The sequence below is a fragment of the Mycobacterium kyorinense genome (assembly GCF_002101735.1).
GTDB lineage: Bacteria > Actinomycetota > Actinomycetes > Mycobacteriales > Mycobacteriaceae > Mycobacterium > Mycobacterium kyorinense.
This window is the reverse complement of record NZ_LQPE01000147.1, coordinates 86927-107769: the sequence shown is the minus strand read 5'-3', so window position 1 is coordinate 107769 and position 20843 is coordinate 86927. Positions and strand designations below refer to the sequence as shown.

Here is a 20843-nt window from a genome sequence, read left to right as displayed (position 1 = left end):
CCGTCACCCCGGCTCCCGTCCCATCCCTACCACAGACGCACTCTTCGCGCCTGCAAGAGAAGAGGTACAGGAGTGACCGCCTCAGGGGCCCAAGCCAACCTCGCCGACATGATGAACGGCGCCATGGCGTCCACCATCCCGATCGCGCACAAGATGGGCGTCAAGGTCGTCGAGGCCCGGCCCGGTTTCGCGGCCACAACGGTGCCCGCCGAGGGCAACGGCAACCACTTCGGCGTCATCTATGCCGGCGTGCTGTTCACCGTGGCCGAAGTCCTCGGCGGCATCATCCCGCTCGTCACCTTCGACAGCGCCAAGTACTTCCCATTGGTCAAAAGCCTCGACATCCAGTTCGTCGCGATGGCCAAATCCGACGTGCGCGCCCAAGCCAGCCTCGACGAGCGGACGATCGCGCGCATCGAGGCCGAGGCCGCCGAGCGCGGCAAGGCCGACTTTGAACTGGAGGCGGTGGTCACCGACGCAGACGGTCAGACCGTCGCCACCACCCGCGGCCTCTACCAACTACGCGCGCACGCCAAATAACCGGCGAGAAGACGCAGAATCGCACGATTTCAGTTGTCGCAGTGCGATTTTACGTCTGCTCGACGTTGGCGCGGCGCGGCAACTTCCAGTCGGGGCGGACGTAGTGGCACGTATACCCGTTGGGGTAGCGCTCCAGATAGTCCTGGTGCTCGGGCTCGGCCTCCCAAAACTCCGCGGCGGGCGTCACTTCGGTGACGACCTTGCCCGGCCATAACCCGGACGCGTCGACGTCGGCGATGGTTTCCTCCGCGATCCGCTTCTGCTCGTCGTCGAGATAGAAGATCGCCGACCGGTAGCTGGTCCCGACGTCGTTGCCCTGCCGGTTCTTGGTGGTGGGGTCGTGGATCTGGAAGAAGAACTCCAACAGCCTGCGGTAGTCGGTGCGCGCCGGGTCGTAGATGATCTCGATGGCCTCGGCGTGGCCGGGGTGATTGCGGTAGGTGGGGTGGGCGTTCTCGCCGCCGGTGTAGCCGACCCGCGTCGACACCACGCCGGGTTGCTTGCGGATCAGGTCCTGCATGCCCCAGAAGCAGCCGCCCGCCAGGATCGCCTTGTTATTGCTCGTCATGCTTCGAGGATAGGAACTGCTCGACAAAGCTGGGTAGAACGTGTTCTAGTTTTCCCGTGACCACCCGCACCTTCAGCCGCGACGAACTGGCCGCGGCGTTCGAGGTCTTCGAGCAGACCGTCGCCCGGGCCGCCGAGACCAGGGACTGGGACGCCTGGGTGGAGCACTACACGCCGGACGTCGACTACATCGAACACGCCGCGGGCACCATGAAGGGCCGCGACGAGGTGCGGGCCTGGATCCGCAAGACCATGACGACGTTCCCGGGCAGCCACATGACGGCATTTCCGTCGCTGTGGTCGGTCATCGACGAGGCAGGCGGCCGGATCATCTGCGAGCTGGACAATCCGATGAAAGATCCCGGCGACGGCACGATCATCAGCGCGACCAACATCTCGATCGTCACTTACGCCGGCGACGGCCTGTGGTGCCGCCAGGAAGACATCTACAACCCGCTGCGCTTCGTGGCGGCCGCGATGAAGTGGTGCCGCAAAGCGCAAGAACTCGGCACGCTCGACGACGACGCCGCCCGCTGGATGCAGCAATACGGAGGATCTGCGTGAACGCACCCAAACTGGTTATCGGCGCCAACGGCTTTCTGGGCTCGCACGTGACCCGCCAACTCGTCGGCGACGGCGCCGACGTGCGGGCGATGGTGCGTCCCAACGCCAATACCCGATCCATCGACGATCTGTCGGTCACCCGATTCCACGGCGACGTGTTCGACACCGCCACGCTGCGCGAGGCGATGGACGGCGTCGACGACGTGTACTACTGCGTGGTCGACACCCGCGCGTGGCTGCGTGACCCGGCGCCGCTGTTTGCCACCAACGTCGACGGCCTGCGCAACGTCCTCGACGTCGCGAAAGATGCGGATCTGCACAGGTTCGTCTTCACCAGCAGCTATGCGACGGTCGGGCGGCGGCGCGGCCACGTGGCCACCGAAGACGACCAGATCGTCCGCCGCGGATTGACGCCCTACGTCGAATCCCGGGTCCAGGCAGAGGAATTGGTGCTGCGGTACGCCGCGCAGCACGCTTTGCCCGCCGTCGCAATGTGTGTGTCGACGACCTACGGCAGCGGCGACTGGGGGCGCACCCCGCACGGCGCCTTCATCGCGGGCGCGGTGTTCGGCAAGCTGCCGTTCCTGATGGACGGCATCGAGTTGGAAGTCGTCGGCGTCGACGACGCCGCACGGGCGTTGATCCTGGCCGCCGAGCGCGGCCGCAACGGCGAGCGCTACCTCATCTCGGAAAAGATGATGCCGTTGAAGGAGGTGGTGCGCATCGCCGCCGACGAGGCCGGTGTGCCGCCGCCCCGGCGCGCGATTTCGGTGCCGATGCTCTACACACTCGCAGCGATCGGAAGCCTGCGGGCCCGACTGGCCGGCAAAGACGCCGAACTCAGTCTGGCGTCGGTGCGGATGATGCGCGCCGAAGCCCCCGTCGACCACAGCAAGGCAGTCCGCGAATTAGGTTGGCAGCCAAGGCCGGTCGAGGAATCCATCCGAGAAGCCGCCCGGTTCTGGGCCGAGCTGCGAAACGCCAGAGGCAAAACCACCACCGCCGGCTGAACACCACGCCGACCGTCGTTCAGGACAGCCGGCGCCCGAGGGCAGGACTAGCCTCGGGCTACGTGACCACTGAAAAGGTGTCCGTCGATCTGAGCGGTGCGCCGCAAACCATGCTGGCGACGTTCTATGCCAAGGCGCTGGACGCCGACTTCGCGAAACCGATCCTGGGCGATCGGTACGCAAAGGAAATCGTCGAGCGCATCGATTACGACTGGACGAAAACGACTATCAACGCGCGCCGCGCGCCGTCGGCTGCAGCCGGGGCCCGGCGTGGCGTGGTACGACGTCGACTATCCCGAGGTGATCGCGCTGCGCACGCAGCTCTACCCGGGTGGCGAGCACTATCACGTCGTCGCCGCGTCGGTGACCGACCCGGCATGGCTGGCAGACATTCCTGCCGACCGGCCCACGCTGATGATCGGCGAAGGCCTGACCATGTACCTCACCGAGCACGACGGGGTCGCGTTGCTGCGCCGCGTGGTCGACCGATTCGGCTCGGGCGAGCTGCAATTCGACGCGTTCAACTGGCTCGGGATCCGCTCGCAGGTGCTCAACTCGGTGGTACGGCGATCGGGTTCCACGCTGCGGTGGGCCATCAACAAACCCGAAGACATCCTCGGCGCGATGCCCGGCGTGCGGCTGCTGGCCTGGCAGCGCTGGTTCGAGTCGCCCACCTTCGCGCAACTGCCGGCCTCGGCCCGCGCCACGGGCAAGGCCATGGCGTTGGTGCCGGCGTTGGCCAACATGGCGCAATACCACCGCTACGCGTTCTGAGCTGCCGGGAATGTTCACCGTAGCCTGGTGTTACATCTGCTATTCACCACTCGAGGAGATGTCACCATGAGCCACCGTCCTGTCTTGGAACCAACCGCCGGGCACCCGATCACGATCGAACCGACCGCAGGGCGGGTCCGGGTTCGCGTCAAGGGGGAGATCATCGCGGACACACGCGCAGCGCTGGGCCTCCGTGAGGCGACTATCCCTGTGGTGCAATATATTCCGTTCGACGACGTGGTCTCAGAGCGGCTGACGCCCAGCGACACCAGCACCTACTGCCCATTCAAGGGCGAAGCCAGCTACTACAACGTGACCACCGCGGCCGGCGACACCGTCGACGACGTGATCTGGACCTACCGCGAGCCCTACCCGGCGGTGGCGGCGATCGCCGGTCACGTCGCGTTCTATCCCGACAAGGCCGAGATCAGCGTCGAGCCTGATTAGCCGAAAACCTGTGCCGCCAACCGGGTGTCGCTGTATTCACGCACCGAGGTGATGAGGCCGTCGCGGGTCTCGACGATGAACACGAACGGGCTGTCGTAGCGCACGCCGTCGGAGGTGACGCCTTCGCCCTGCGCTTCGATCGCGACGTTTTCGCCGTCGTTGAGGCAGCGGATGAGGTCGAAGTTGAGGTGCAGGCTGCGTGTGCGCCGCTCGACCTCGCGGCGCAGCGCTGCCTTGTCGATCGACTTGCGGGTGTCGATGCTCCAATAGGTGAAGTCGTCGCTGAGCAAGGTGAAGCACTCGTCGACGTCGGCGCCCTCGGAGAGGCATTGCAAAAACATCCACGCCAGTTCGGCCTGCGGGTCGTCGAACGGGGTGGTCACAACCGCCATCCTGTCGCGGAAGACAGCAATGGGTCAATTGTCCACGGCGGAACCTATGATCCTTTGGAAGTGAAGACCGCCCGCACCGTCACGTTCCCGGGCGTGGTCAGTCCCGGGATCACGCTGGCGCCGCTGCGCCGCGGCCCGCGCGACCCGTGCTTCCAAATAGCCGACGACGGCGCGATCTGGCGGACCAGCCTGTTGCCCAGCGGACCCGTCACGGCGCGGCTCACGCGTGCGGCTGCCGACGCCGTCGAATGCACCGCATGGGGCAGCGGCGCCCAAGAGTTCCTTGACGCGCTGCCGGCTTTCCTCGGCGCGGACGACGACGCCTCGGATTTCGTGCCGAGTGATCCCACTGTCGCCGCCGCGCACCGGAAGGTTCCGCATCTGCGGCTGGGCCGTACGGGACGGGTGCTGGAGGCGCTGATTCCGGCCGTCCTCGAGCAGCGGGTGCCCGGCGCCGACGCGTTCCGGTCCTGGCGGGTGCTGGTGACCAAGTTCGGGACGCCGGCGCCCGGGCCGGCGCCGGCACGCATGCGGGTACCCCCGTCGGCCGAAGTGTGGCGCACGATCCCGTCGTGGGAGTTTCACCGCGCCAACGTGGACCCCGGACGCGCTCGTACCGTCGTCGGTTGTGCGCAGCGGGCGGCGTCGCTGGAACGGCTGGTGGCGCGACCCGCGATGCAGGCGCGCGAAGCGCTGACGTCGCTGCCGGGTGTCGGCGTGTGGACGGCGGCCGAGACCGCGCAGCGCGCGTTCGGCGACCCCGACGCGTTGTCGGTCGGCGATTACCACATTCCCAAGATGATCGGCTGGACGCTGTTGGGCTATCCGATCGTGGACGACGTCATGGTCGAGTTGCTGGCACCCATGCGGCCTCACCGTCACCGAGTGGTCCGTTTGCTGGAGGCCAGCGGGCTGGCTTATGAGCCGCGCCGCGGCGCGCGGTTGCCGGTGCAGGACATCCGCTCGCTTTAGCCGGCGGTGGTTACCGGGCGTGGTCATCGGGTATCCCGCAGGCCGGAAAGTGACCGTGTGCGAACGACCTTAGGGAGCAATTGATGACGCAGTTCACCGTCCCCGGGATGACCGACAAACAGGGTGCCCGGGTCGCTGAGTTGTTGCAGAAGCAGCTGAGCACCTACAACGATCTGCATCTGACGCTCAAGCACATTCACTGGAACGTGGTGGGGCCCAACTTCATCGGCGTGCACGAAATGATCGATCCGCAAGTGGAATTGGTGCGCGGCTATGCCGACGAAGTTGCCGAGCGCATCGCGACTTTGGGCGCGTCGCCGCAGGGCACCCCGGGCGCGATCATTCGCGACCGCAGCTGGGACGACTACTCGGTCGGCCGTGACACCGTGCAAGCGCACCTGGCGGCACTGGACGTCGTCTACAACGGCGTCATCGAGGACATTCGCCGAGCCATCGAGGAGACCGAGGAACTCGACCCGGTCACCCAGGACATCCTGATCGACCAGGCCGCCGAGCTGGAGAAGTTCCAGTGGTTTGTCCGGGCCCACCTGGAAAACGCCGGCGGCAAGCTGGCCCACGAAGGCAAACCCACCGAACGGGGCGCCGCCAAGGCCGCGCGCGGCAAGGCATAGCCGGGCTATAACCGGACCGTGGTCCGGTTATAGCGGGTATCGGCATAAGGAGGTAGCCATGCCCGCTATAACCGCAGACACCTTGACCCTGCCGCGAGTGGTCGCGGCCGGTCCCGCAGACACCGAACGACCGGTGCGGTCCATCACCACTGGGCCGCGGGGCTACGAGGGCGAGGGTTTTCCCGTCGTCCGGGCGTTCGCCGGAGTCAGCACCGCCGCACTGGATCCGTTTGTACACATGGACCAGATGGGCGAGGTGGATTACCCGCCGGGGGAGCCGCGAGGCACCGACTGGCATCCGCATCGCGGCTTCGAAACCGTCACCTACATGATCGACGGCCGGTTCGCCCACCAGGACACCCATGGCGGCGGAGGTCTGATCACCGACGGCGCGACGCAGTGGATGACGGCAGGTTCCGGCATCATGCACATCGAGACCCCGCCCGCCGAGCTGGTGGAGAGCGGCGGCGTCTTTCACGGTGTGCAACTGTGGGTGAACCTGCCCAGAAAGGACAAGTTCGCCTCTCCCCGCTACCAGGCCATCGAGGGCAACGACGTCACGTTGTTGTCCTCCGACGACGGCGGAGCGCTGATCCGCATCATCGCCGGCGACATCGACGGCCACCGCGGCCCGGGCGTCACCCACACGCCGATCACGTTGGCGCACACCACAATTGCACCTGGTGCCCGGCTGAACATCCCGTGGAACCGCGAGTTCAACGCGCTGGTCTACGTACTGTCCGGGCGTGGGTCCGTCGGCCCGGTGGCCCACCCGATCCACCAAGGCCAGTTGGCGGTTCTCGGGCCCGGCGACCGCATCACCGTCGCCGCCGAATCGTCCCAAGATGCGCATCGGCCCGCGCTGGAGGTGCTGATTCTGGGCGGTCGGCCGATCCGCGAGCCGGTGTTTCATTACGGGCCGTTCGTGATGAACACCAAGACCGAGGTGATCCAGGCACTCGAGGACTTCAGCGCCGGCAAGTTCGGCAGCATCCCGCCCAACGCGCTGATGCCCCACCGCGCCCGACGCTCGGCTAACTCGAGCTGACGGCAAGCCAGCAAACTCACCCGGACCCTTGCGCCGCCGCCGTCGACGGCCCCGCGAACGCCCGCCCGACAGGCTTGAGTGGTGCCGGTGATGCTGTCGGTACCCGACGCCGTTGACGTCGTTAGACGTGCGTAGAGTGCCGTCCGCGGGCTGTGCTTTCCCGGGGTCCGTGAAGTGATCTGTGGCACAATTAGAGGGTGCCGCATCCCGCGAGCCGGGGGCCCGGTCGTCCCCCCGCAGCGAAGGCGGCCGAGACCCGCAAGCGCATCCTGCTTGCGGCTCGCGAGGTGTTCAGCGAACGCGGATACGACGCGGCCACGTTCCAGGAGATTGCGCTGCGCGCCGACCTGACACGCCCGGCGATCAATCACTACTTTTCCCACAAGCGGATGCTGTACCGCGAAGTGTTGGAACAGACCAACGAAGTGGTCGTCAACGCCGCCATCGCACGTGCGCGGCGCGAGCCGACGCTAGTCGCGCGGATTTCGTCGTTCCTGGCCGCGGCGGCGGAGGCTGACTCCGAAAACTATTCCGCCGCACGGTTTCTGGTTACCGCGGTGCTGGAATCGCAGCGGCATCCCGACTTGGGTGATGCCGAGATGGACTCGCTGCGGCGTACCCGCGAATTCGTCGGCTGGGCCGTCCGGGACGCCGTCGAGCAGGGCGAGATCGCCGCCGACACCGATGCCGGATCGCTGACAGAGGTGTTGGTGGCGGTGCTGTGCGGGGTCGGCTTCTACTCGGGTTTTGTGGACAGCGCCCATGAACTGGCGGCGATCATCGAGCAGGTCGAGCGTTTGCTGGCCGCTGCACTGGCGCAGCCTCAGTGATATAGCACACAGCGGCATATAGCTTGCCTAACTTATTAGGTAGCATGATGCCGGCATGACTGATCTGGACGAAGTGCGCTCCGCGCGAACCGACGGCGACAGCTGGGACATCGCGACCAGCGTCGGCTCCACCGCCGTCATGGTGGCCGCGGCCCGCGCCGTCGAAACCGCGTCCCCGGCTCCACTGATCCGCGACGAGTACGCGCGGGTGCTGGTGTCGGCAGCGGGTCCGGCGTGGGAGCGACTGGCCAGCCCCGACCTGGAGTGGATCGGCGACGACGAGCATGGCCGGCGCTCGCACCGGGTCGCCTGCGACTACCAGGCCGTGCGCACCCATTTCTTCGACGAGTACTTCGACGCCGCTACTCAGACCGGCATCCGGCAGGCAGTGATCCTGGCCGCCGGCCTGGATTCACGCGCATACCGGCTGGAGTGGCCGGCCGGAACCACGGTGTACGAAATCGACCAGCCCAAGGTCCTGGAGTTCAAGACCAGCACCTTGGAATCGGCGGGTGCCGTGCCCAAGGCCACGCGACGGGCCGTCGCAATCGACTTGCGCGAGGACTGGCCGGCTGCGTTGGCAGCGGCCGGTTTTGACCGCGCCCAACCGACCGCGTGGCTGGCCGAAGGCTTGCTGCCCTACCTGCCCCCCGACACTCAAGACCGGCTCTTCGAAATGGTCACCGCGCTCAGCGCAGCCGGCAGCCAGATCGCCGTCGAGGTATTCAGCCTCGACAGCGGCAACGAGCGGCGCCGGGCCGCTCGCCGCGCGAGGTGGCAGCGCATGCAGCGCCTCGGCCTGGACGTCAACGTCGAAACCCTGACCTATCGCGACCCCGGCCGCGCCGACGCCGCCGCGTGGCTGACCGAGCACGGCTGGCAGGTGCATGCCGTGGGCAACCGCGAGGAGATGGCCCGGCTGGGCCGGGCGGTTCCCGAGGATCTCACCGAGGAGGCGGTCAGCAGCACACTGCTGCGGGCGCGGCTGGGAGGACGATGAGCGTCATGCGCACCCACGACGACACCTGGGACATCGCGACCAGCGTGGGGGCAACGGCGGTGATGGTGGCCGCGGCCCGCGCGATCGAGACCGACAAGCCGGACCCGCTGATCCGCGATCCCTACGCCAAGCTCTTGGTCAGCAAGGCGGGAACCGGTGTGTGGGAGACCATGCTCGACGAGTCGATGGTCGCCAAGGTGGAATCGCTCGACCCCGAGACCGCGGCGATCTTCCAGCACATGCGCAGCTATCAAGCGGTGCGCACCCATTTCTTCGACGAGTACTTCGCCGCCGCGGTGGCCGCCGGAATCCGCCAGGTGGTGATCTTGGCGTCCGGGCTCGATTCGCGCGCCTACCGGCTGCAGTGGCCGGCCGGCACCGTTGTCTACGAGATCGACCAGCCCAAGGTGCTGGACTACAAGTCCTCGACGCTGGCCGAACACGGCGTCACGCCGTCGGCCGACCGTCGCGAGGTGGCGATCGACCTGCGCCAGGACTGGCCGGCCGCGCTTCGCGGCGCGGGCTTCGACCCGGCGGCACCGACGGCCTGGCTGGCCGAGGGCCTGCTGATGTACCTGCCCGCCGACGCGCAGGATCGGCTGTTCACCCAGATCACCGAATTGAGCCCGGCCGGTAGCCGCATCGCTGTCGAAACCGCGGCGCGCCACGCCGACGAGCGGCGCCAGGAAATGCGCGAACGGTTCCAGAAGGTGTCAGAACAACTTGGCCTCGAGCAGACCGTCGACGTGCAGGACCTGATCTATCACGACGAGAATCGCGCGGTCGTCGCCGAGTGGCTCGCCGACCACGGCTGGCAGGCCACCGCGCAGAACTCGGGCGACGAGATGCGCCGGCTCGGCCGGTGGGTGGAAGGCGTGCCGATGGCCGACGACAAAGACGCGTTCGCCCAGTTCGTCACCGCCGAGCGCGCATAGTCCCCCGCGTTGCCGACCCTGTTGCCCAACCGGGTGGTTGATTAGGATTGGGCTTCCGCCGGTCTGGAAGGGGACCCCGATGACCACCGAAGCCGCAGCCAACACCACCAGCGCCGTCACGGATGTCGCGAAGACCGTCGCCCGATTACGGCAAACCTTCGCCAGCGGCAAGACCCGGCCGGTGGAGTGGCGGCGCCAGCAGCTCCGCAACCTCGAACGCATGATGGCCGAAAACGAGGCCAAGATCGCCGATGCGCTGAATCAAGACCTCTGCCGCAAGCCGTTCGAGGCGTGGATGGCCGATACAGCGACCACCGCCGGCGAGGCGCGCTACGCCGCCAAGCATGTCAAGAAGTGGATGCGCCGCAAGTACACCCGCCTCGAGCTCTCGCAGCTACCCGGCCGCGGCTGGATCGAATACGAGCCGTACGGCGCGGTGCTGATCATCGGCGCGTGGAACTACCCGTTCTACCTGACACTCGGCCCGGCAGTCGGAGCGATTGCAGCCGGAAACACCGTGGTGCTCAAGCCATCTGAGGTCGCGGAGGCCTCGGCCCACTTGATGGCGGAGTTGGTGCCGCAATACCTGGACAACGACGCGATCGCGGTGGTCGAAGGCGACGCCGCGGTCAGCCAGGAGCTGCTGGCGCAGGGCTTCGACCGGGTGTTGTTCACCGGCGGCACCGAGATCGGCCGCAAGGTCTACGAAGCCGCGGCGCCGCATCTGACTCCGGTCACGCTGGAACTCGGCGGCAAAAGCCCGGTGATCGTCGCCGCCGACGCCGACGTCGACGTCGCCGCCAAGCGGATCGCCTGGATCAAACTGATGAACGCCGGGCAGACCTGCGTCGCACCCGATTACGTGCTGGCCGACGCCAAGATCCGCGACGAGCTTGTCAGCAAGATCGGCGAAGCCATCACGACGTTCGGGTCCGAGGACCCGAACGGAATGCGGATCGTCAACCAGCGCCAATTCGACCGGCTGACAAGCTATCTGGCCGAGACGAAGGGGAAGATCGCGGTCGGCGGCAAGTCCGACGCCTCCGATCTGCGGATCCAGCCGACGGTGGTGGTCGACCCAGACCCCGACGACGCGCTGATGAAGAACGAAATCTTCGGTCCGATCCTGCCGGTGATATCGGTCCAATCCCTCGACGAGGCAATACGATTCGTGAACTCGCGGCCAAAGCCGTTGTCGGCGTATCTGTTCACCAAGACCCGGGCCGTCAGGGAACGGGTGATCAAAGAGGTGCCCGCCGGCGGGATGCTGGTCAACCACCTCGCGTTCCAGGTCACCACCGCCAAGCTGCCATTCGGCGGGGTCGGCGCGTCGGGGATGGGCGCCTACCACGGCCGCTTCGGTTTCGACGAGTTCAGCCACCGCAAGTCGGTGTTGACCAAGCCAACCCGACCCGATGTGTCGGCGATGATCTACCCGCCGTATACAGAGAAGGCGTGGAAGTTGGCGCGCCGGCTGTTCTGACCCGCCGCGTCCCGCCCTTGTAGCCAGAAAGGACAGTTATGCCCGGAGTGCAAGATCGCGTCGTCGTCGTCACCGGAGCCGGTGGGGGATTGGGGCGCGAATACGCGCTGACCCTCGCCCGTGAAGGCGCCAGCGTCGTCGTCAACGACCTCGGCGGAGCCCGCGACGGGACGGGCGCCGGACATTCGATGGCCGACCAGGTGGTCGCCGAGATCAAGGACGCGGGCGGGCGCGCGGTCGCCAACTACGACAGCGTGGCCGAGCAAGAGGGCGCAGAGAACATCATCAAGACGGCGCTCGACGAGTTCGGCAAGGTCGACGGTGTGGTCAGCAACGCCGGGATTCTGCGGGACGGCACGTTCCACAAGATGTCGTTCGAGAACTGGGACGCCGTGCTCAAAGTGCACCTCTACGGCGGCTACAACGTGATCCGCGCGGCGTGGCCGCATTTCCGGGAGCAGAGCTTCGGCCGGGTGGTTGTGGCCACGTCCACCAGTGGGCTGTTCGGCAACTTCGGCCAGGCCAACTACGGCGCGGCCAAACTGGGTCTGGTCGGCTTGATCAACACGCTGGCCCAAGAGGGCGCGAAGTACAACATCCACGCCAACGCGCTGGCGCCGATCGCCGCAACGCGGATGACGCAGGACATCTTGCCGCCCGAGGTGTTCGAGAAGCTCACCCCGGAGTATGTGGCACCGGTGGTGGCCTACCTGTGCAGCGAGGAGTCCGACGACACCGGCTCGGTGTTCATCGTCGGCGGCGGCAAGGTGCAGCGGACCGCGCTGTTCTCCAACGACGGTGTCACATTCCAGAATCCGCCGTCGGTCGACGAGGTGGCCGCGCAGTGGTCGAAGATCACCGACCTGTCGGGAGCTCAGCAGGCGAAGTTCTCACTCTGAGCCGCCGGCCGTGAAAGCCTGTGTGGTCCAGGAGCTGTCGGGCCCATCCGGTTTGGTGTACACCGACGTCGACGACGTCGTGGGCAGTGAGAACACGGTGGTCGTCGACGTGCGCGCCGCCGGTGTGTGCTTTCCGGACCTGCTGCTGAGCAAGGGCGAATACCAGCTCAAGCTGCCGCCACCGTTCATCCCAGGCATGGAAACTGCCGGCGTGGTGCGCTGGGCGCCCGAAGAATCCGGTTTCGCTGTGGGCGATCGGGTGTCGGCGTTCGGGATTCTCGGCGGCTTCGCCGAACAGATGGCCGTTCCGCTGGACAACGTTATGCCCAGTCCTGCGGAACTCGACGACGCCGAAGCCGTTGCGCTGCTGGTGAATTACAACACCATGTACTTTGCGCTGGCTCGCCGGGCCGCGATGCGGCCCGGCGACACGGTGCTGGTGCTGGGTTCGGCCGGCGGGGTCGGCACCGCGGCCATCCAGGTTGCTCGCGCAATGGACGCGGGCAAGGTGATCGCCATGGTCCATCGCAGCGGCGCAACGGATTTCGTCGAATCGCTGGGCGCGGACGTGGTGCTGCCGCTGACCGACGGGTGGGCCCAGGCGGTGCGCGACGTCACCGACGGCCGCGGGGTGGACATCGTCGTCGACCCGGTGGGCGGCCCGGCCTTCGAAGACGCCATCCGGGTGCTGGCTGTGGACGGCAAGCTGCTGGTGATCGGCTTCGCCGCCGGCGGCATCCCCACCGTCAAGGTCAACCGGCTGCTGCTTCGCAACGTCAGCGTGGTCGGCGTCGCCTGGGGCGAATACCTCAACAAAGTTCCGGGTTCGGCCAAGCTGTTCGCCTGGGGGCTCAACCAGTTGGTGGCTCGAGGATTGAAACCGCCTCCGCCGCAACGCTATCCGCTGTCCGAGGGGCGTGCCGCGCTGCAGACTCTGGCCGACGGCGGGGTGCTGGGCAAGGTCGTGCTCGAGCCGTAGCCCTGCTCGTCAGGCCAGCAGCGCTTCGCGGAGCCGGTCCACGTCGGACTCGGTGATGCCGGCGTCGCGCAGGTAGCCCCCCAGGGAGCCGAAGGTTTCATCGATCGTCTGCCGTGCCGCGTCCAGGTATTCCTCGCGGACGCCCAGGACCTCGTCGGAGAGCCGTGCCTCGGTGAACGTCATCACCTCGGGCGTCAGTTCGGTCTCGGAGCGCTGCTTGATCATCTCCAGGATCTGCGCCCGCAGCGCGGGGGCGGCGTCGTTGCTGCGCAAGTAGTCCGCCAGCACGGCGTCGCGGTCGATGCCGATCGTTTCGAGCACCGTCGCGACCATGAATCCGGTGCGGTCCTTGCCTGCGAAGCAGTGCGCCAGCACCGGACGGCCGGCAGCCAGCAGCATGATTACGCGGCGCAGCGCGCGCTGGGCGCCGTTGTAGGTGGGAAACCGGCGGTACTCGTCGACCATGTAGCGGGCGGCGGCGTCGGCGACCGACTCCTCGCTGGGCTTCTCGGTCATCATCCGCTGCCAGGCATGTTCGTGCGGCGCAGCGCCGTTGGTCTCCTCGGCGGCGAGGTCGGGGATCGGCAGCAGGTGGATGTCGACGCCCTCGGGCACCCGGCCCGGTCCGCGGCGCTCCACCTCGCGGGGCGAGCGCAAGTCGGCGACATCGGTGATTCCCAACCGGTGCAGCGCATCTCGGCCGTCGTCGTCGAGTTGGCTCAGCTCACCGGAGCGAAACAGCCGGCCGGGCCGAATTCCTGCCGACAGCGCGACGTCGCGAAAGTTCAACGCGCCGGACAGTTCGCGGATCTCAGTCGTCACGTTAGGTGACCGCCGCCGCGAAAGCGCTTTTCTCCCGGCCGATTTCGGCGCGCGCGATCGACCGCAGGTGCACCTCGTCGGGTCCGTCGAAGATCCGCATCGCGCGATGCCAGCCGTACAGCCGGGCCAGCGGTGTGTCGTCGCTGACGCCGGCCGCGCCGTGCACCTGGATGGCCCGGTCGATGACGTCGCAGGCTACCTGCGGAGCCACCGCCTTGATCTGCGACACCAACAAGTGGGCGGCCTTGTTGCCGTGCTGGTCGATGGTCCACGCCGCTTTCTCGCAGAGCAGCCTGGCTTGGTCTATCTCGTTGCGGGACTTGGCAATTGAATGCTGCACCATACCCTGCTCGGCCAGCGGCTTGCCGAACGCCACCCGGTTGCGGGCCCGGTCGACCATCAGCGCCAGCGCGCGTTCGGCCGCCCCCAGGGCGCGCATGCAGTGGTGGATGCGGCCCGGTCCCAGCCGCGCCTGCGCGATTGCGAAGCCGGCACCCTCTTCGCCCAGCAGGTTGCTGGCCGGCACCCGGACGTTGTCGTAGATCACCTCGCAGTGTCCGTGCTGGTCCTGCCACCCGAACACCGGCGTCGAGCGCACGACCGTCACGCCGGGAGTGTCCATGGGCACCAGGATCATCGACTGCTGTTGATGGCTGGCCGCATCCGGATTGGTGCGGCCCATCACGATCAGCAGCTTGCAGCGCGGGTCGGCCGCGCCCGAGGTCCACCATTTGCGGCCGGTGATGACGTAGTCGCCGCCGTCGCGGGTGATCGTGGTTTCGATGTTGCGGGCGTCGCTGCTGGCGACGGCGGGTTCGGTCATCGAGAACGCGCTGCGGATCTGGCCGTCGAGCAGCGGCTGCAGCCATTGCGTGCGCTGCTCGTCGGTGGCGAACATGTGCAGGATCTCCATGTTGCCGGTGTCCGGCGCCGCGCAGTTGAGCGCCTCCGGGGCAATCTCCACACTCCAGCCGGTCTGCTCGGCCAGCGGTGCGTATTCCAGGTTGGTCAGCCCCGACTCGGCGGGCAGGAACAGATTCCACAGCCCGCGCTCTTTGGCTTTGATCTTCAGTTCCTCGACGATCGGCGGCACGGTGTGGTCGCCGGGACCGGCTTCGTGGCGATAGCGGTCGTATTCGACTTCGGCCGGAAAGACGTACTCGGTCATGAAGTCGGCCAGCCGCTTGTGGTAGTCGTTGCCCTTGGCCGACATCGCGAAGTCCATGACGGTCACGATATGCCACCGCTGTGCGGGAGCAGGATGGACGTCGTGACCGAGACCCGACCACCGCTTCCGCCGTTCACGCGCGAAACCGCGATTCAGAAGGTTCAGTCCGCCGAGGACGCGTGGAACACCCGCGACCCGGAGAAGGTCGCGGCCGCCTACACGCTCGATTCGCACTGGCGCAACCGCGACCTGCACATCGTCGGGCGCGACGAGATCGTCGCGTTTCTGACCCGCAAGTGGCAGACCGAGCTCGACTACTGCCTGCGCAAAAGCCTGTGGGCGTTCGCCGGGAACCGGATCGCCGTGCGGTTCCAGTACGAATGCCACGACCACGCCGGACAGTGGTACCGCAGCTACGGCAACGAGCTGTGGGAGTTCACCGATGCAGGCCTGATGTCGCGGCGCGAAGCCAGCATCAACGACGTCGCGATCGCCGAGTCCGAGCGCCGCTACTTCGGGCCCCGTCCCGAAGCGGAGTACGGCGCAGACATCCCGCTCTGGTAGCAGCGGGAAGCCGACGACTGTGCGTTTTCATACGCCCGCCGCGGCGCGTCGCGGATAAAACCGCACAATCGGTCCCCAGGCGGCTGCAGGGGAGCGGCGCCGGGCAGTCAGGTTAGGGTGAGTGCCGATCCACTGGGGGCAGGGAAAGAAGACGGACGCGCTATGACGGAAACGCAGACGACGGTCGGGGTGGTCGCCGAGTCCGGGGCCGACGAGCGACGGGTCGCGCTGGTACCCAAGGCCGTCGGGCCGCTGGTCAAGAGCGGTGTCGGGGTGGTCGTGGAGTCCGGCGCCGGGGAGCGGGCGCTGCTTCCCGACGAGCTCTACACCGAGGCCGGCGCGAGTATCGGCGATGCCTGGGCCGCCGACATCGTCGTCAAGGTGGCGCCGCCGACCGCCGACGAGGTGAGTCGGCTCCGCAAAGGGCAGACCCTGATCGGGTTCCTCGCGCCGCGCAACGCCGACAACCAGATCGACGCGCTGACCAAGGCCGGCGTTCAGGCCTTCGCGCTGGAGGCGATCCCGCGGATTTCCCGCGCCCAGGCGATGGACGCGCTGTCGTCGCAGGCCAACGTGGCCGGCTACAAGGCCGTGCTGCTGGCGGCCTCCGAGTCGACCCGGTTCTTCCCGATGCTGACCACCGCGGCGGGCACGGTGAAGCCGGCCACGGTATTGGTACTCGGCGTCGGCGTGGCGGGGCTGCAAGCACTGGCGACCGCCAAACGACTCGGCGCCCGTACCTCCGGGTACGACGTGCGGCCCGAGGTCGCCGACCAGGTCCGGTCGGTGGGGGCGCAGTGGCTCGAGGTGGGGATCGACGCGTCGGGGGAGGGTGGCTATGCCCGCGAGCTCACCGACGAGGAACGCGCGCAGCAACAGAAGGCTTTGGAGGAGGCGACCACCGGTTTCGACGTGGTGATCACCACCGCGTTGGTGCCGGGCAAGCCGGCGCCGCGGCTGGTGACCGCCGCGGCGGTGCAAGGCATGAAGCCCGGCAGCGTGGTCGTCGACCTGGCCGGGGAGACCGGCGGCAACTGCGAACTCACCGAGCCGGGCAAGACCGTCGTCAAACACGACGTCACGATCGCCGCGCCGCTGAACCTGCCGGCGACCATGCCCGAGCACGCCAGCGAGCTCTACAGCAAGAACATCACCGCGCTGCTGGAGCTGTTGATCAAGGACGGCAAGCTGGCCCCGGATTTCGACGACGAAGTCGTGGCCGCCGCCTGTGTGACACGCGGAGAGGACAGCTAGATGTACGACGAACTTCTGGCCAACCTGGCGATCCTGGTGCTGTCCGGGTTCGTCGGCTTCGCCGTGATCTCCAAAGTGCCCAACACACTGCACACCCCGTTGATGTCGGGCACCAACGCGATCCACGGCATCGTGGTGCTCGGCGCACTGCTGGTGCTCGGGACCATCGAGCACCCGTCGCTCGCCTTGCAGATCATCCTGTTCGTTGCCCTGGTGTTCGGCACGCTCAACGTGATCGGCGGCTTTATCGTCACCGACCGGATGCTGGGCATGTTCAAGGGAAAGAAGCCTGCTCCGGTGAAATCTGAGGAGCCGGTGGCGAAATGAGCTACCTCGTCACGGTTCTCTACATCATCTCGTTCGCGCTGTTCATCTACGGGCTGATGGGCCTGACCGGGCCCAAGACCGCGGTGCGCGGCAACTTGATCGCCGCGTTCGGCATGGCTATCGCTGTGGCCGCCACGCTGATCCTGATCCGGCACACCCATCATTGGCCGCTGATCATCGCCGGCCTGGTGCTCGGCGTGGTGCTCGGCGTGCCACCGGCGCGACTGACGAAGATGACGGCGATGCCGCAACTGGTGGCGTTCTTCAACGGCGTCGGTGGTGGCACCGTCGCGCTGATCGCGCTCTCGGAATTCATTGACACGACCGGCTTTTCGGCGTTCCCGCCGGATGAGTCGCCGACCGCGCACGTCGTGGTGGCGTCGTTGTTCGGCGCCATCATCGGGTCGATTTCGTTCTGGGGCTCGCTGGTCGCGTTCGGCAAGCTGCAGGAGATCATCTCCGGCCGGCCGATCGGTATCGGCAAGGCGCAACAGCCGCTGAACCTGCTGCTGCTGGCCGGCGCCATCGCCGCCGCGGTGGTCATCGGGCTCGGCGCCCAGCCGGGCAGCGGCGGGGTGTCGTTGTGGTGGATGATCGGGCTGCTGGCTGCCGCCGGTGTGCTGGGCCTGATGGTCGTGCTGCCGATCGGCGGTGCCGACATGCCGGTCGTCATCTCGATGCTGAACGCGATGACCGGGTTGTCGGCAGCCGCGGCCGGGTTGGCGCTGAACAACACCGCGATGATCGTCGCCGGCATGATCGTCGGCGCCTCCGGTTCGATCCTGACCAACCTGATGGCCAAGGCGATGAACCGCTCCATCCCGGCGATCGTCGCGGGCGGGTTCGGCGGCGGCGGGGTGGCGCCGGGCGGCGGCGACGGCGGCGACAAGCACGTCAAGTCCACCTCGGCCGCCGATGCGGCGATCCAGATGGCCTACGCCAACCAGGTGATCGTGGTGCCGGGCTACGGGCTGGCGGTCGCGCAGGCCCAGCACGCGGTCAAGGACATGGCCACGCTGCTGGAAAGCCGTGGCGTGCCGGTGAAATACGCGATCCACCCGGTCGCCGGCCGCATGCCCGGCCACATGAACGTGCTGCTGGCCGAGGCCGAGGTCGACTACGACGCGATGAAGGACATGGACGACATCAACGACGAGTTCGCCCGCACCGACGTCACGATCGTCATCGGGGCCAACGACGTCACCAACCCGGCGGCCCGCAACGAGGCGTCGAGCCCGATCTACGGCATGCCCATCCTCAACGTGGACAAGTCGAAGTCGGTGATCGTGCTCAAGCGATCGATGAATTCAGGGTTCGCGGGCATCGACAACCCGCTGTTCTACGCCGAGGGCACCACGATGCTGTTCGGCGACGCCAAGAAGTCGGTGTCAGAAGTGACCGAGGAGCTAAAGGCGCTCTAGACGGGCGGGTAGGCGGGCGGCGGGTAGCCGTTGCCATCGACGACGCCGCGGAAGCCCCACGGCATGTACTTGAAGAAGAACTCGAGCTCGTCGGAAAAGTCGTAGCTCGGATCAGGATCGGGATTCATCTGAGCACCTCTCGACTTGACGATTCGGTTCGCCAGGCAAGTCTAGTCCCATCGCACAACGCCGCGACAGTAGTTGCCTAGACTACTAACCAGTTGATTGATACCGGCACGTGGACCCGGCCGGCCGACAGGGAGTACACATGCCATCCGAGAACGGGCTCTCCCGCCGCGAAGAGTTGCTGACCGTTGCCACCAAACTGTTTGCCGCGCGCGGCTACCACGGTACCCGGATGGACGACGTCGCCGACGTCGTCGGGTTGAACAAGGCCACGGTCTACCACTACTACGCCAGCAAGTCGCTGATCCTCTACGACATCTACCAGCAGGCCGCCGAGCGCACGCTGGCGGCCGTCCATGACGATCCGTCGATCTCTGCGCGCGAGGCGCTCTACCAGTACACCGTGCGACTGCTCAACCAGATCGCCGCCAACCCCGAAGGCGCGGCGGTGTACTTCCAGGAGCAGCCCTACATCACCGAGTGGTTCACCGAGGAACAGGTCGCCGCCGTGCGCGAGAAGGAGATTCAGGTCTACGAGCACGTGCACGGCCTCATCGACCGCGGCATCGCCAGCGGCGAGTTCTACGAATGCGATTCGCATGTGCTGGCGCTGGGCTATATCGGGATGACGCTGGGCGCCTACCGGTGGCTGCGGCCACACGGCCGTCGCACCGCGCAGGAGATCGCCGCCGAGTTCAGCACCGCGCTGTTGCGGGGTCTGATTCGCGACGAGCAGGTACGGGTGGAGTCACCGCTGGGAGTCAAAACCGAAATCGAAACAGCCGGTCAAAGTTCCTGACGACCGGGATTGCGCCGAGTGTCCGGTAGAGCACGCGTTGCGGCCGCAACGGGATTTTCGTGGCGTCGATGATCGGTGATATCTCGACGAGTTTCAGCCGCGGGTTCCACTCGCTGAATTCGCGGCCGTCGCGCGTGCCGGATTTGGTGATTCCCGATGTGATCACCTTGGACAATTGCGGTCCCCACCACGTGCCGAGGTCTGCCAGCAGTTCACCGTGGTCGAACCGATCGAGCAGCCGCTGCAGCAGGTCGCGTATCTCGGCCTCGGTCAGATACATCAGCAGCCCTTCGGCGACGATCAACGCGTTACGGCCCGCGGGTATCTCGTCGATCCACTGCGGGTCGGTCACCGAGGACCCGATCATCCGGTAGCCGTTGGTGTCGTCGTACAGCTGGCGACGCAAGTTGATGACTTGCGGGACGTCGACGTCGAACCACTGCTGTGCCGGCTGCAGCCGCTGGTACCGGGTGTCCAGTCCGCAACCCAAGTGAAGCACCACGGCATCCGGATTGCGGTTCAGGAAGTCAGCAGCCCAATCGTCAAGTTGCTTGGCGCGCAACGCAACCAGGAACTGGTAGATCGACGGCTGGACTCTGCGGTGCACGCGGGCAAAGTCGTAGTCGATCCGCTCCACCGCCTCGGCGGCCGCTCGGTCGCCGAGAATCGGTTGTGCCAAACGGCTTTCGTAGGCACGCAGATACAGCGTGCACAGGTTCGTCCACTCCACCGAGCCCCAGCGCACGCCGGAAAAGTCCACTTTGCCCGTCACCGCTTCCTCCTCTTGTCCCGGTAGTCCGTCCACAACCGCGCTAACTCGTCGCGGTAGTCGTTGTTGCAGAACTCGCAGAAATCCCTGAAATCCTCTAGCCGCTCGCGTTGTTCGGCACGGTCCTCGCCGAGCACCTGGAGGCCGAAGTCGGCCGCGTGCACCCCGGGCTGCATGAGGCTCAATTGCACCTTGAGGACATGGGTGAACCCGCCGGGAGTGACGCGGTAGAGGTGTTGACGAGACGCCGACGGCAGCCGCTCGATCATCCCGGCCGTCTGCAGCTGCCGAGCCACCGTGCTGACGGATGCCTTGCTCACCGACAGCGCCGTCGCCAATTCGGTCAACGATTGCTGCGGTGGATCGCAGATCATCAGCCAGCCGTAGACGCGGCCCATCGTCCGCGGCCCGCCGAGCCCCTCGAAGAACAGCCCGATGCGGTCGACGAACTCGGCCTCCTCTGGACGCATTCTGCTCCGTACGTTAAGTATGAACTTAACGTACTTTACATGACTTCGGCA

At 66.7% G+C, this 20843-nt stretch carries 25 protein-coding genes and 1 pseudogene; 19 read left to right on the top strand and 7 right to left on the bottom strand.

What is annotated here, in order from left to right:
• Window positions 1–108 precede the first annotated feature (108 nt).
• Window positions 109–540: a PaaI family thioesterase gene (locus AWC14_RS20415; RefSeq protein ID WP_045375585.1), complete on the top strand. Its 432-nt coding sequence runs from the start codon at window positions 109–111 to the stop codon at window positions 538–540.
• Between the two features lie 49 nt (window positions 541–589).
• On the opposite strand, the gene msrA is transcribed toward AWC14_RS20415, so the two are convergent.
• Window positions 590–1108 carry a peptide-methionine (S)-S-oxide reductase MsrA gene (msrA, locus tag AWC14_RS20410; protein ID WP_045375462.1) on the bottom strand — a complete coding sequence of 173 codons (519 nt, stop codon included), beginning with the start codon at window positions 1106–1108 and terminating at the stop codon, window positions 590–592.
• A 56-nt stretch (window positions 1109–1164) separates the two neighbouring features.
• Here msrA and AWC14_RS20405 point away from each other — a divergent pair, with 56 nt between their 5' ends.
• From AWC14_RS20405 to AWC14_RS20390, 4 genes and pseudogenes are all read left to right on the top strand, one after another.
• The gene (locus tag AWC14_RS20405) at window positions 1165–1671 is read left to right on the top strand and encodes a nuclear transport factor 2 family protein (protein ID WP_045375464.1); all 507 of its coding nucleotides are present in this window, start codon (window positions 1165–1167) and stop codon (window positions 1669–1671) included.
• A complete protein-coding gene (locus tag AWC14_RS20400) occupies window positions 1668–2681 on the top strand; it encodes an NAD-dependent epimerase/dehydratase family protein (protein WP_045375466.1) in 1014 nt (337 codons plus the stop codon). Before AWC14_RS20405 ends, AWC14_RS20400 begins: the two co-directional genes overlap by 4 nt.
• 110 nt (window positions 2682–2791) lie before the next feature.
• Window positions 2792–3455 (top strand): annotated as a pseudogene (locus AWC14_RS20395) (class I SAM-dependent methyltransferase).
• A gap of 66 nt (window positions 3456–3521) precedes the next feature.
• Window positions 3522–3902 carry a DUF427 domain-containing protein gene (locus AWC14_RS20390; RefSeq protein ID WP_045375468.1) on the top strand — a complete coding sequence of 127 codons (381 nt, stop codon included), beginning with the start codon at window positions 3522–3524 and terminating at the stop codon, window positions 3900–3902.
• On the opposite strand, the gene AWC14_RS20385 is transcribed toward AWC14_RS20390, so the two are convergent.
• Window positions 3899–4294, bottom strand: a complete 396-nt coding sequence (locus AWC14_RS20385) for a nuclear transport factor 2 family protein (RefSeq protein WP_142281776.1) — start codon at window positions 4292–4294, stop codon at window positions 3899–3901. The two genes, AWC14_RS20390 and AWC14_RS20385, sit on opposite strands and share 4 nt — an antisense overlap.
• Window positions 4295–4354: 60 nt before the next feature.
• Here AWC14_RS20385 and AWC14_RS20380 point away from each other — a divergent pair, with 60 nt between their 5' ends.
• The 9 genes from AWC14_RS20380 to AWC14_RS20340 all read left to right on the top strand — a co-directional run bounded on the left by AWC14_RS20380 (window position 4355) and on the right by AWC14_RS20340 (window position 13072).
• Window positions 4355–5266 (top strand): DNA-3-methyladenine glycosylase family protein, encoded by a 912-nt coding sequence (locus tag AWC14_RS20380; RefSeq protein WP_057003097.1) that lies wholly within the window; start codon window positions 4355–4357, stop codon window positions 5264–5266.
• 83 nt (window positions 5267–5349) lie between these two features.
• A complete protein-coding gene (locus tag AWC14_RS20375; RefSeq protein ID WP_045375470.1) occupies window positions 5350–5898 on the top strand; it encodes a Dps family protein in 549 nt (182 codons plus the stop codon).
• A 58-nt stretch (window positions 5899–5956) separates the two neighbouring features.
• Window positions 5957–6946: a pirin family protein gene (locus AWC14_RS20370; protein ID WP_045375472.1), complete on the top strand. Its 990-nt coding sequence runs from the start codon at window positions 5957–5959 to the stop codon at window positions 6944–6946.
• Between the two features lie 197 nt (window positions 6947–7143).
• Entirely contained in the window at window positions 7144–7776 is a 633-nt protein-coding gene (locus AWC14_RS20365; RefSeq protein WP_045375473.1) for a TetR/AcrR family transcriptional regulator, read from the top strand.
• 55 nt (window positions 7777–7831) lie between these two features.
• Complete coding sequence (locus tag AWC14_RS20360; protein ID WP_045375475.1) at window positions 7832–8776, top strand: SAM-dependent methyltransferase; 945 nt, start codon at window positions 7832–7834, stop codon at window positions 8774–8776.
• A gap of 5 nt (window positions 8777–8781) precedes the next feature.
• Entirely contained in the window at window positions 8782–9711 is a 930-nt protein-coding gene (locus AWC14_RS20355) for a class I SAM-dependent methyltransferase (RefSeq protein WP_142281775.1), read from the top strand.
• 79 nt (window positions 9712–9790) lie between these two features.
• Window positions 9791–11194: an aldehyde dehydrogenase family protein gene (locus AWC14_RS20350; protein ID WP_045375477.1), complete on the top strand. Its 1404-nt coding sequence runs from the start codon at window positions 9791–9793 to the stop codon at window positions 11192–11194.
• Window positions 11195–11232: 38 nt separating this feature from the next.
• Window positions 11233–12093 (top strand): SDR family oxidoreductase, encoded by an 861-nt coding sequence (locus AWC14_RS20345; RefSeq protein WP_045375480.1) that lies wholly within the window; start codon window positions 11233–11235, stop codon window positions 12091–12093.
• Window positions 12094–12103: 10 nt separating this feature from the next.
• Window positions 12104–13072 carry an NADPH:quinone oxidoreductase family protein gene (locus tag AWC14_RS20340; protein ID WP_045375482.1) on the top strand — a complete coding sequence of 323 codons (969 nt, stop codon included), beginning with the start codon at window positions 12104–12106 and terminating at the stop codon, window positions 13070–13072.
• 9 nt (window positions 13073–13081) lie between these two features.
• Here the strand turns inward: AWC14_RS20340 and AWC14_RS20335 are convergent, their stop codons facing one another.
• The gene (locus tag AWC14_RS20335; protein ID WP_045375484.1) at window positions 13082–13894 is read right to left on the bottom strand and encodes a tyrosine-protein phosphatase; all 813 of its coding nucleotides are present in this window, start codon (window positions 13892–13894) and stop codon (window positions 13082–13084) included.
• Window position 13895: 1 nt separating this feature from the next.
• Window positions 13896–15107: an acyl-CoA dehydrogenase family protein gene (locus tag AWC14_RS20330; protein WP_162267176.1), complete on the bottom strand. Its 1212-nt coding sequence runs from the start codon at window positions 15105–15107 to the stop codon at window positions 13896–13898.
• 57 nt (window positions 15108–15164) lie between these two features.
• Between AWC14_RS20330 and AWC14_RS20325 the strand changes: the two genes are divergently transcribed.
• The 4 genes from AWC14_RS20325 to AWC14_RS20310 all read left to right on the top strand — a co-directional run bounded on the left by AWC14_RS20325 (window position 15165) and on the right by AWC14_RS20310 (window position 18628).
• Window positions 15165–15626: a nuclear transport factor 2 family protein gene (locus tag AWC14_RS20325; RefSeq protein ID WP_045375591.1), complete on the top strand. Its 462-nt coding sequence runs from the start codon at window positions 15165–15167 to the stop codon at window positions 15624–15626.
• Between the two features lie 162 nt (window positions 15627–15788).
• Window positions 15789–16880 (top strand): Re/Si-specific NAD(P)(+) transhydrogenase subunit alpha, encoded by a 1092-nt coding sequence (locus tag AWC14_RS20320; RefSeq protein ID WP_045375485.1) that lies wholly within the window; start codon window positions 15789–15791, stop codon window positions 16878–16880.
• Window positions 16881–17207, top strand: coding sequence for an NAD(P) transhydrogenase subunit alpha part 2 (locus AWC14_RS20315; protein WP_045375487.1), 327 nt, complete (start codon window positions 16881–16883; stop codon window positions 17205–17207). It begins immediately after the preceding gene.
• Window positions 17204–18628, top strand: coding sequence for an NAD(P)(+) transhydrogenase (Re/Si-specific) subunit beta (locus tag AWC14_RS20310; RefSeq protein WP_045375489.1), 1425 nt, complete (start codon window positions 17204–17206; stop codon window positions 18626–18628). Before AWC14_RS20315 ends, AWC14_RS20310 begins: the two co-directional genes overlap by 4 nt.
• Here AWC14_RS20310 and AWC14_RS29770 read toward each other — a convergent pair.
• Window positions 18625–18756, bottom strand: coding sequence for a hypothetical protein (locus AWC14_RS29770; RefSeq protein WP_142281774.1), 132 nt, complete (start codon window positions 18754–18756; stop codon window positions 18625–18627). The genes AWC14_RS20310 and AWC14_RS29770 overlap by 4 nt on opposite strands.
• Window positions 18757–18896: 140 nt before the next feature.
• Between AWC14_RS29770 and AWC14_RS20305 the strand changes: the two genes are divergently transcribed.
• Entirely contained in the window at window positions 18897–19553 is a 657-nt protein-coding gene (locus AWC14_RS20305; RefSeq protein WP_045375491.1) for a TetR/AcrR family transcriptional regulator, read from the top strand.
• On the opposite strand, the gene AWC14_RS20300 is transcribed toward AWC14_RS20305, so the two are convergent.
• Complete coding sequence (locus AWC14_RS20300; protein WP_045375493.1) at window positions 19516–20325, bottom strand: class I SAM-dependent methyltransferase; 810 nt, start codon at window positions 20323–20325, stop codon at window positions 19516–19518. The genes AWC14_RS20305 and AWC14_RS20300 overlap by 38 nt on opposite strands.
• Complete coding sequence (locus AWC14_RS20295) at window positions 20322–20792, bottom strand: GbsR/MarR family transcriptional regulator (RefSeq protein WP_045375494.1); 471 nt, start codon at window positions 20790–20792, stop codon at window positions 20322–20324. The genes AWC14_RS20300 and AWC14_RS20295 overlap by 4 nt, the downstream gene beginning before the upstream one ends.
• Between the last annotated feature and the right edge of the window lie 51 nt (window positions 20793–20843).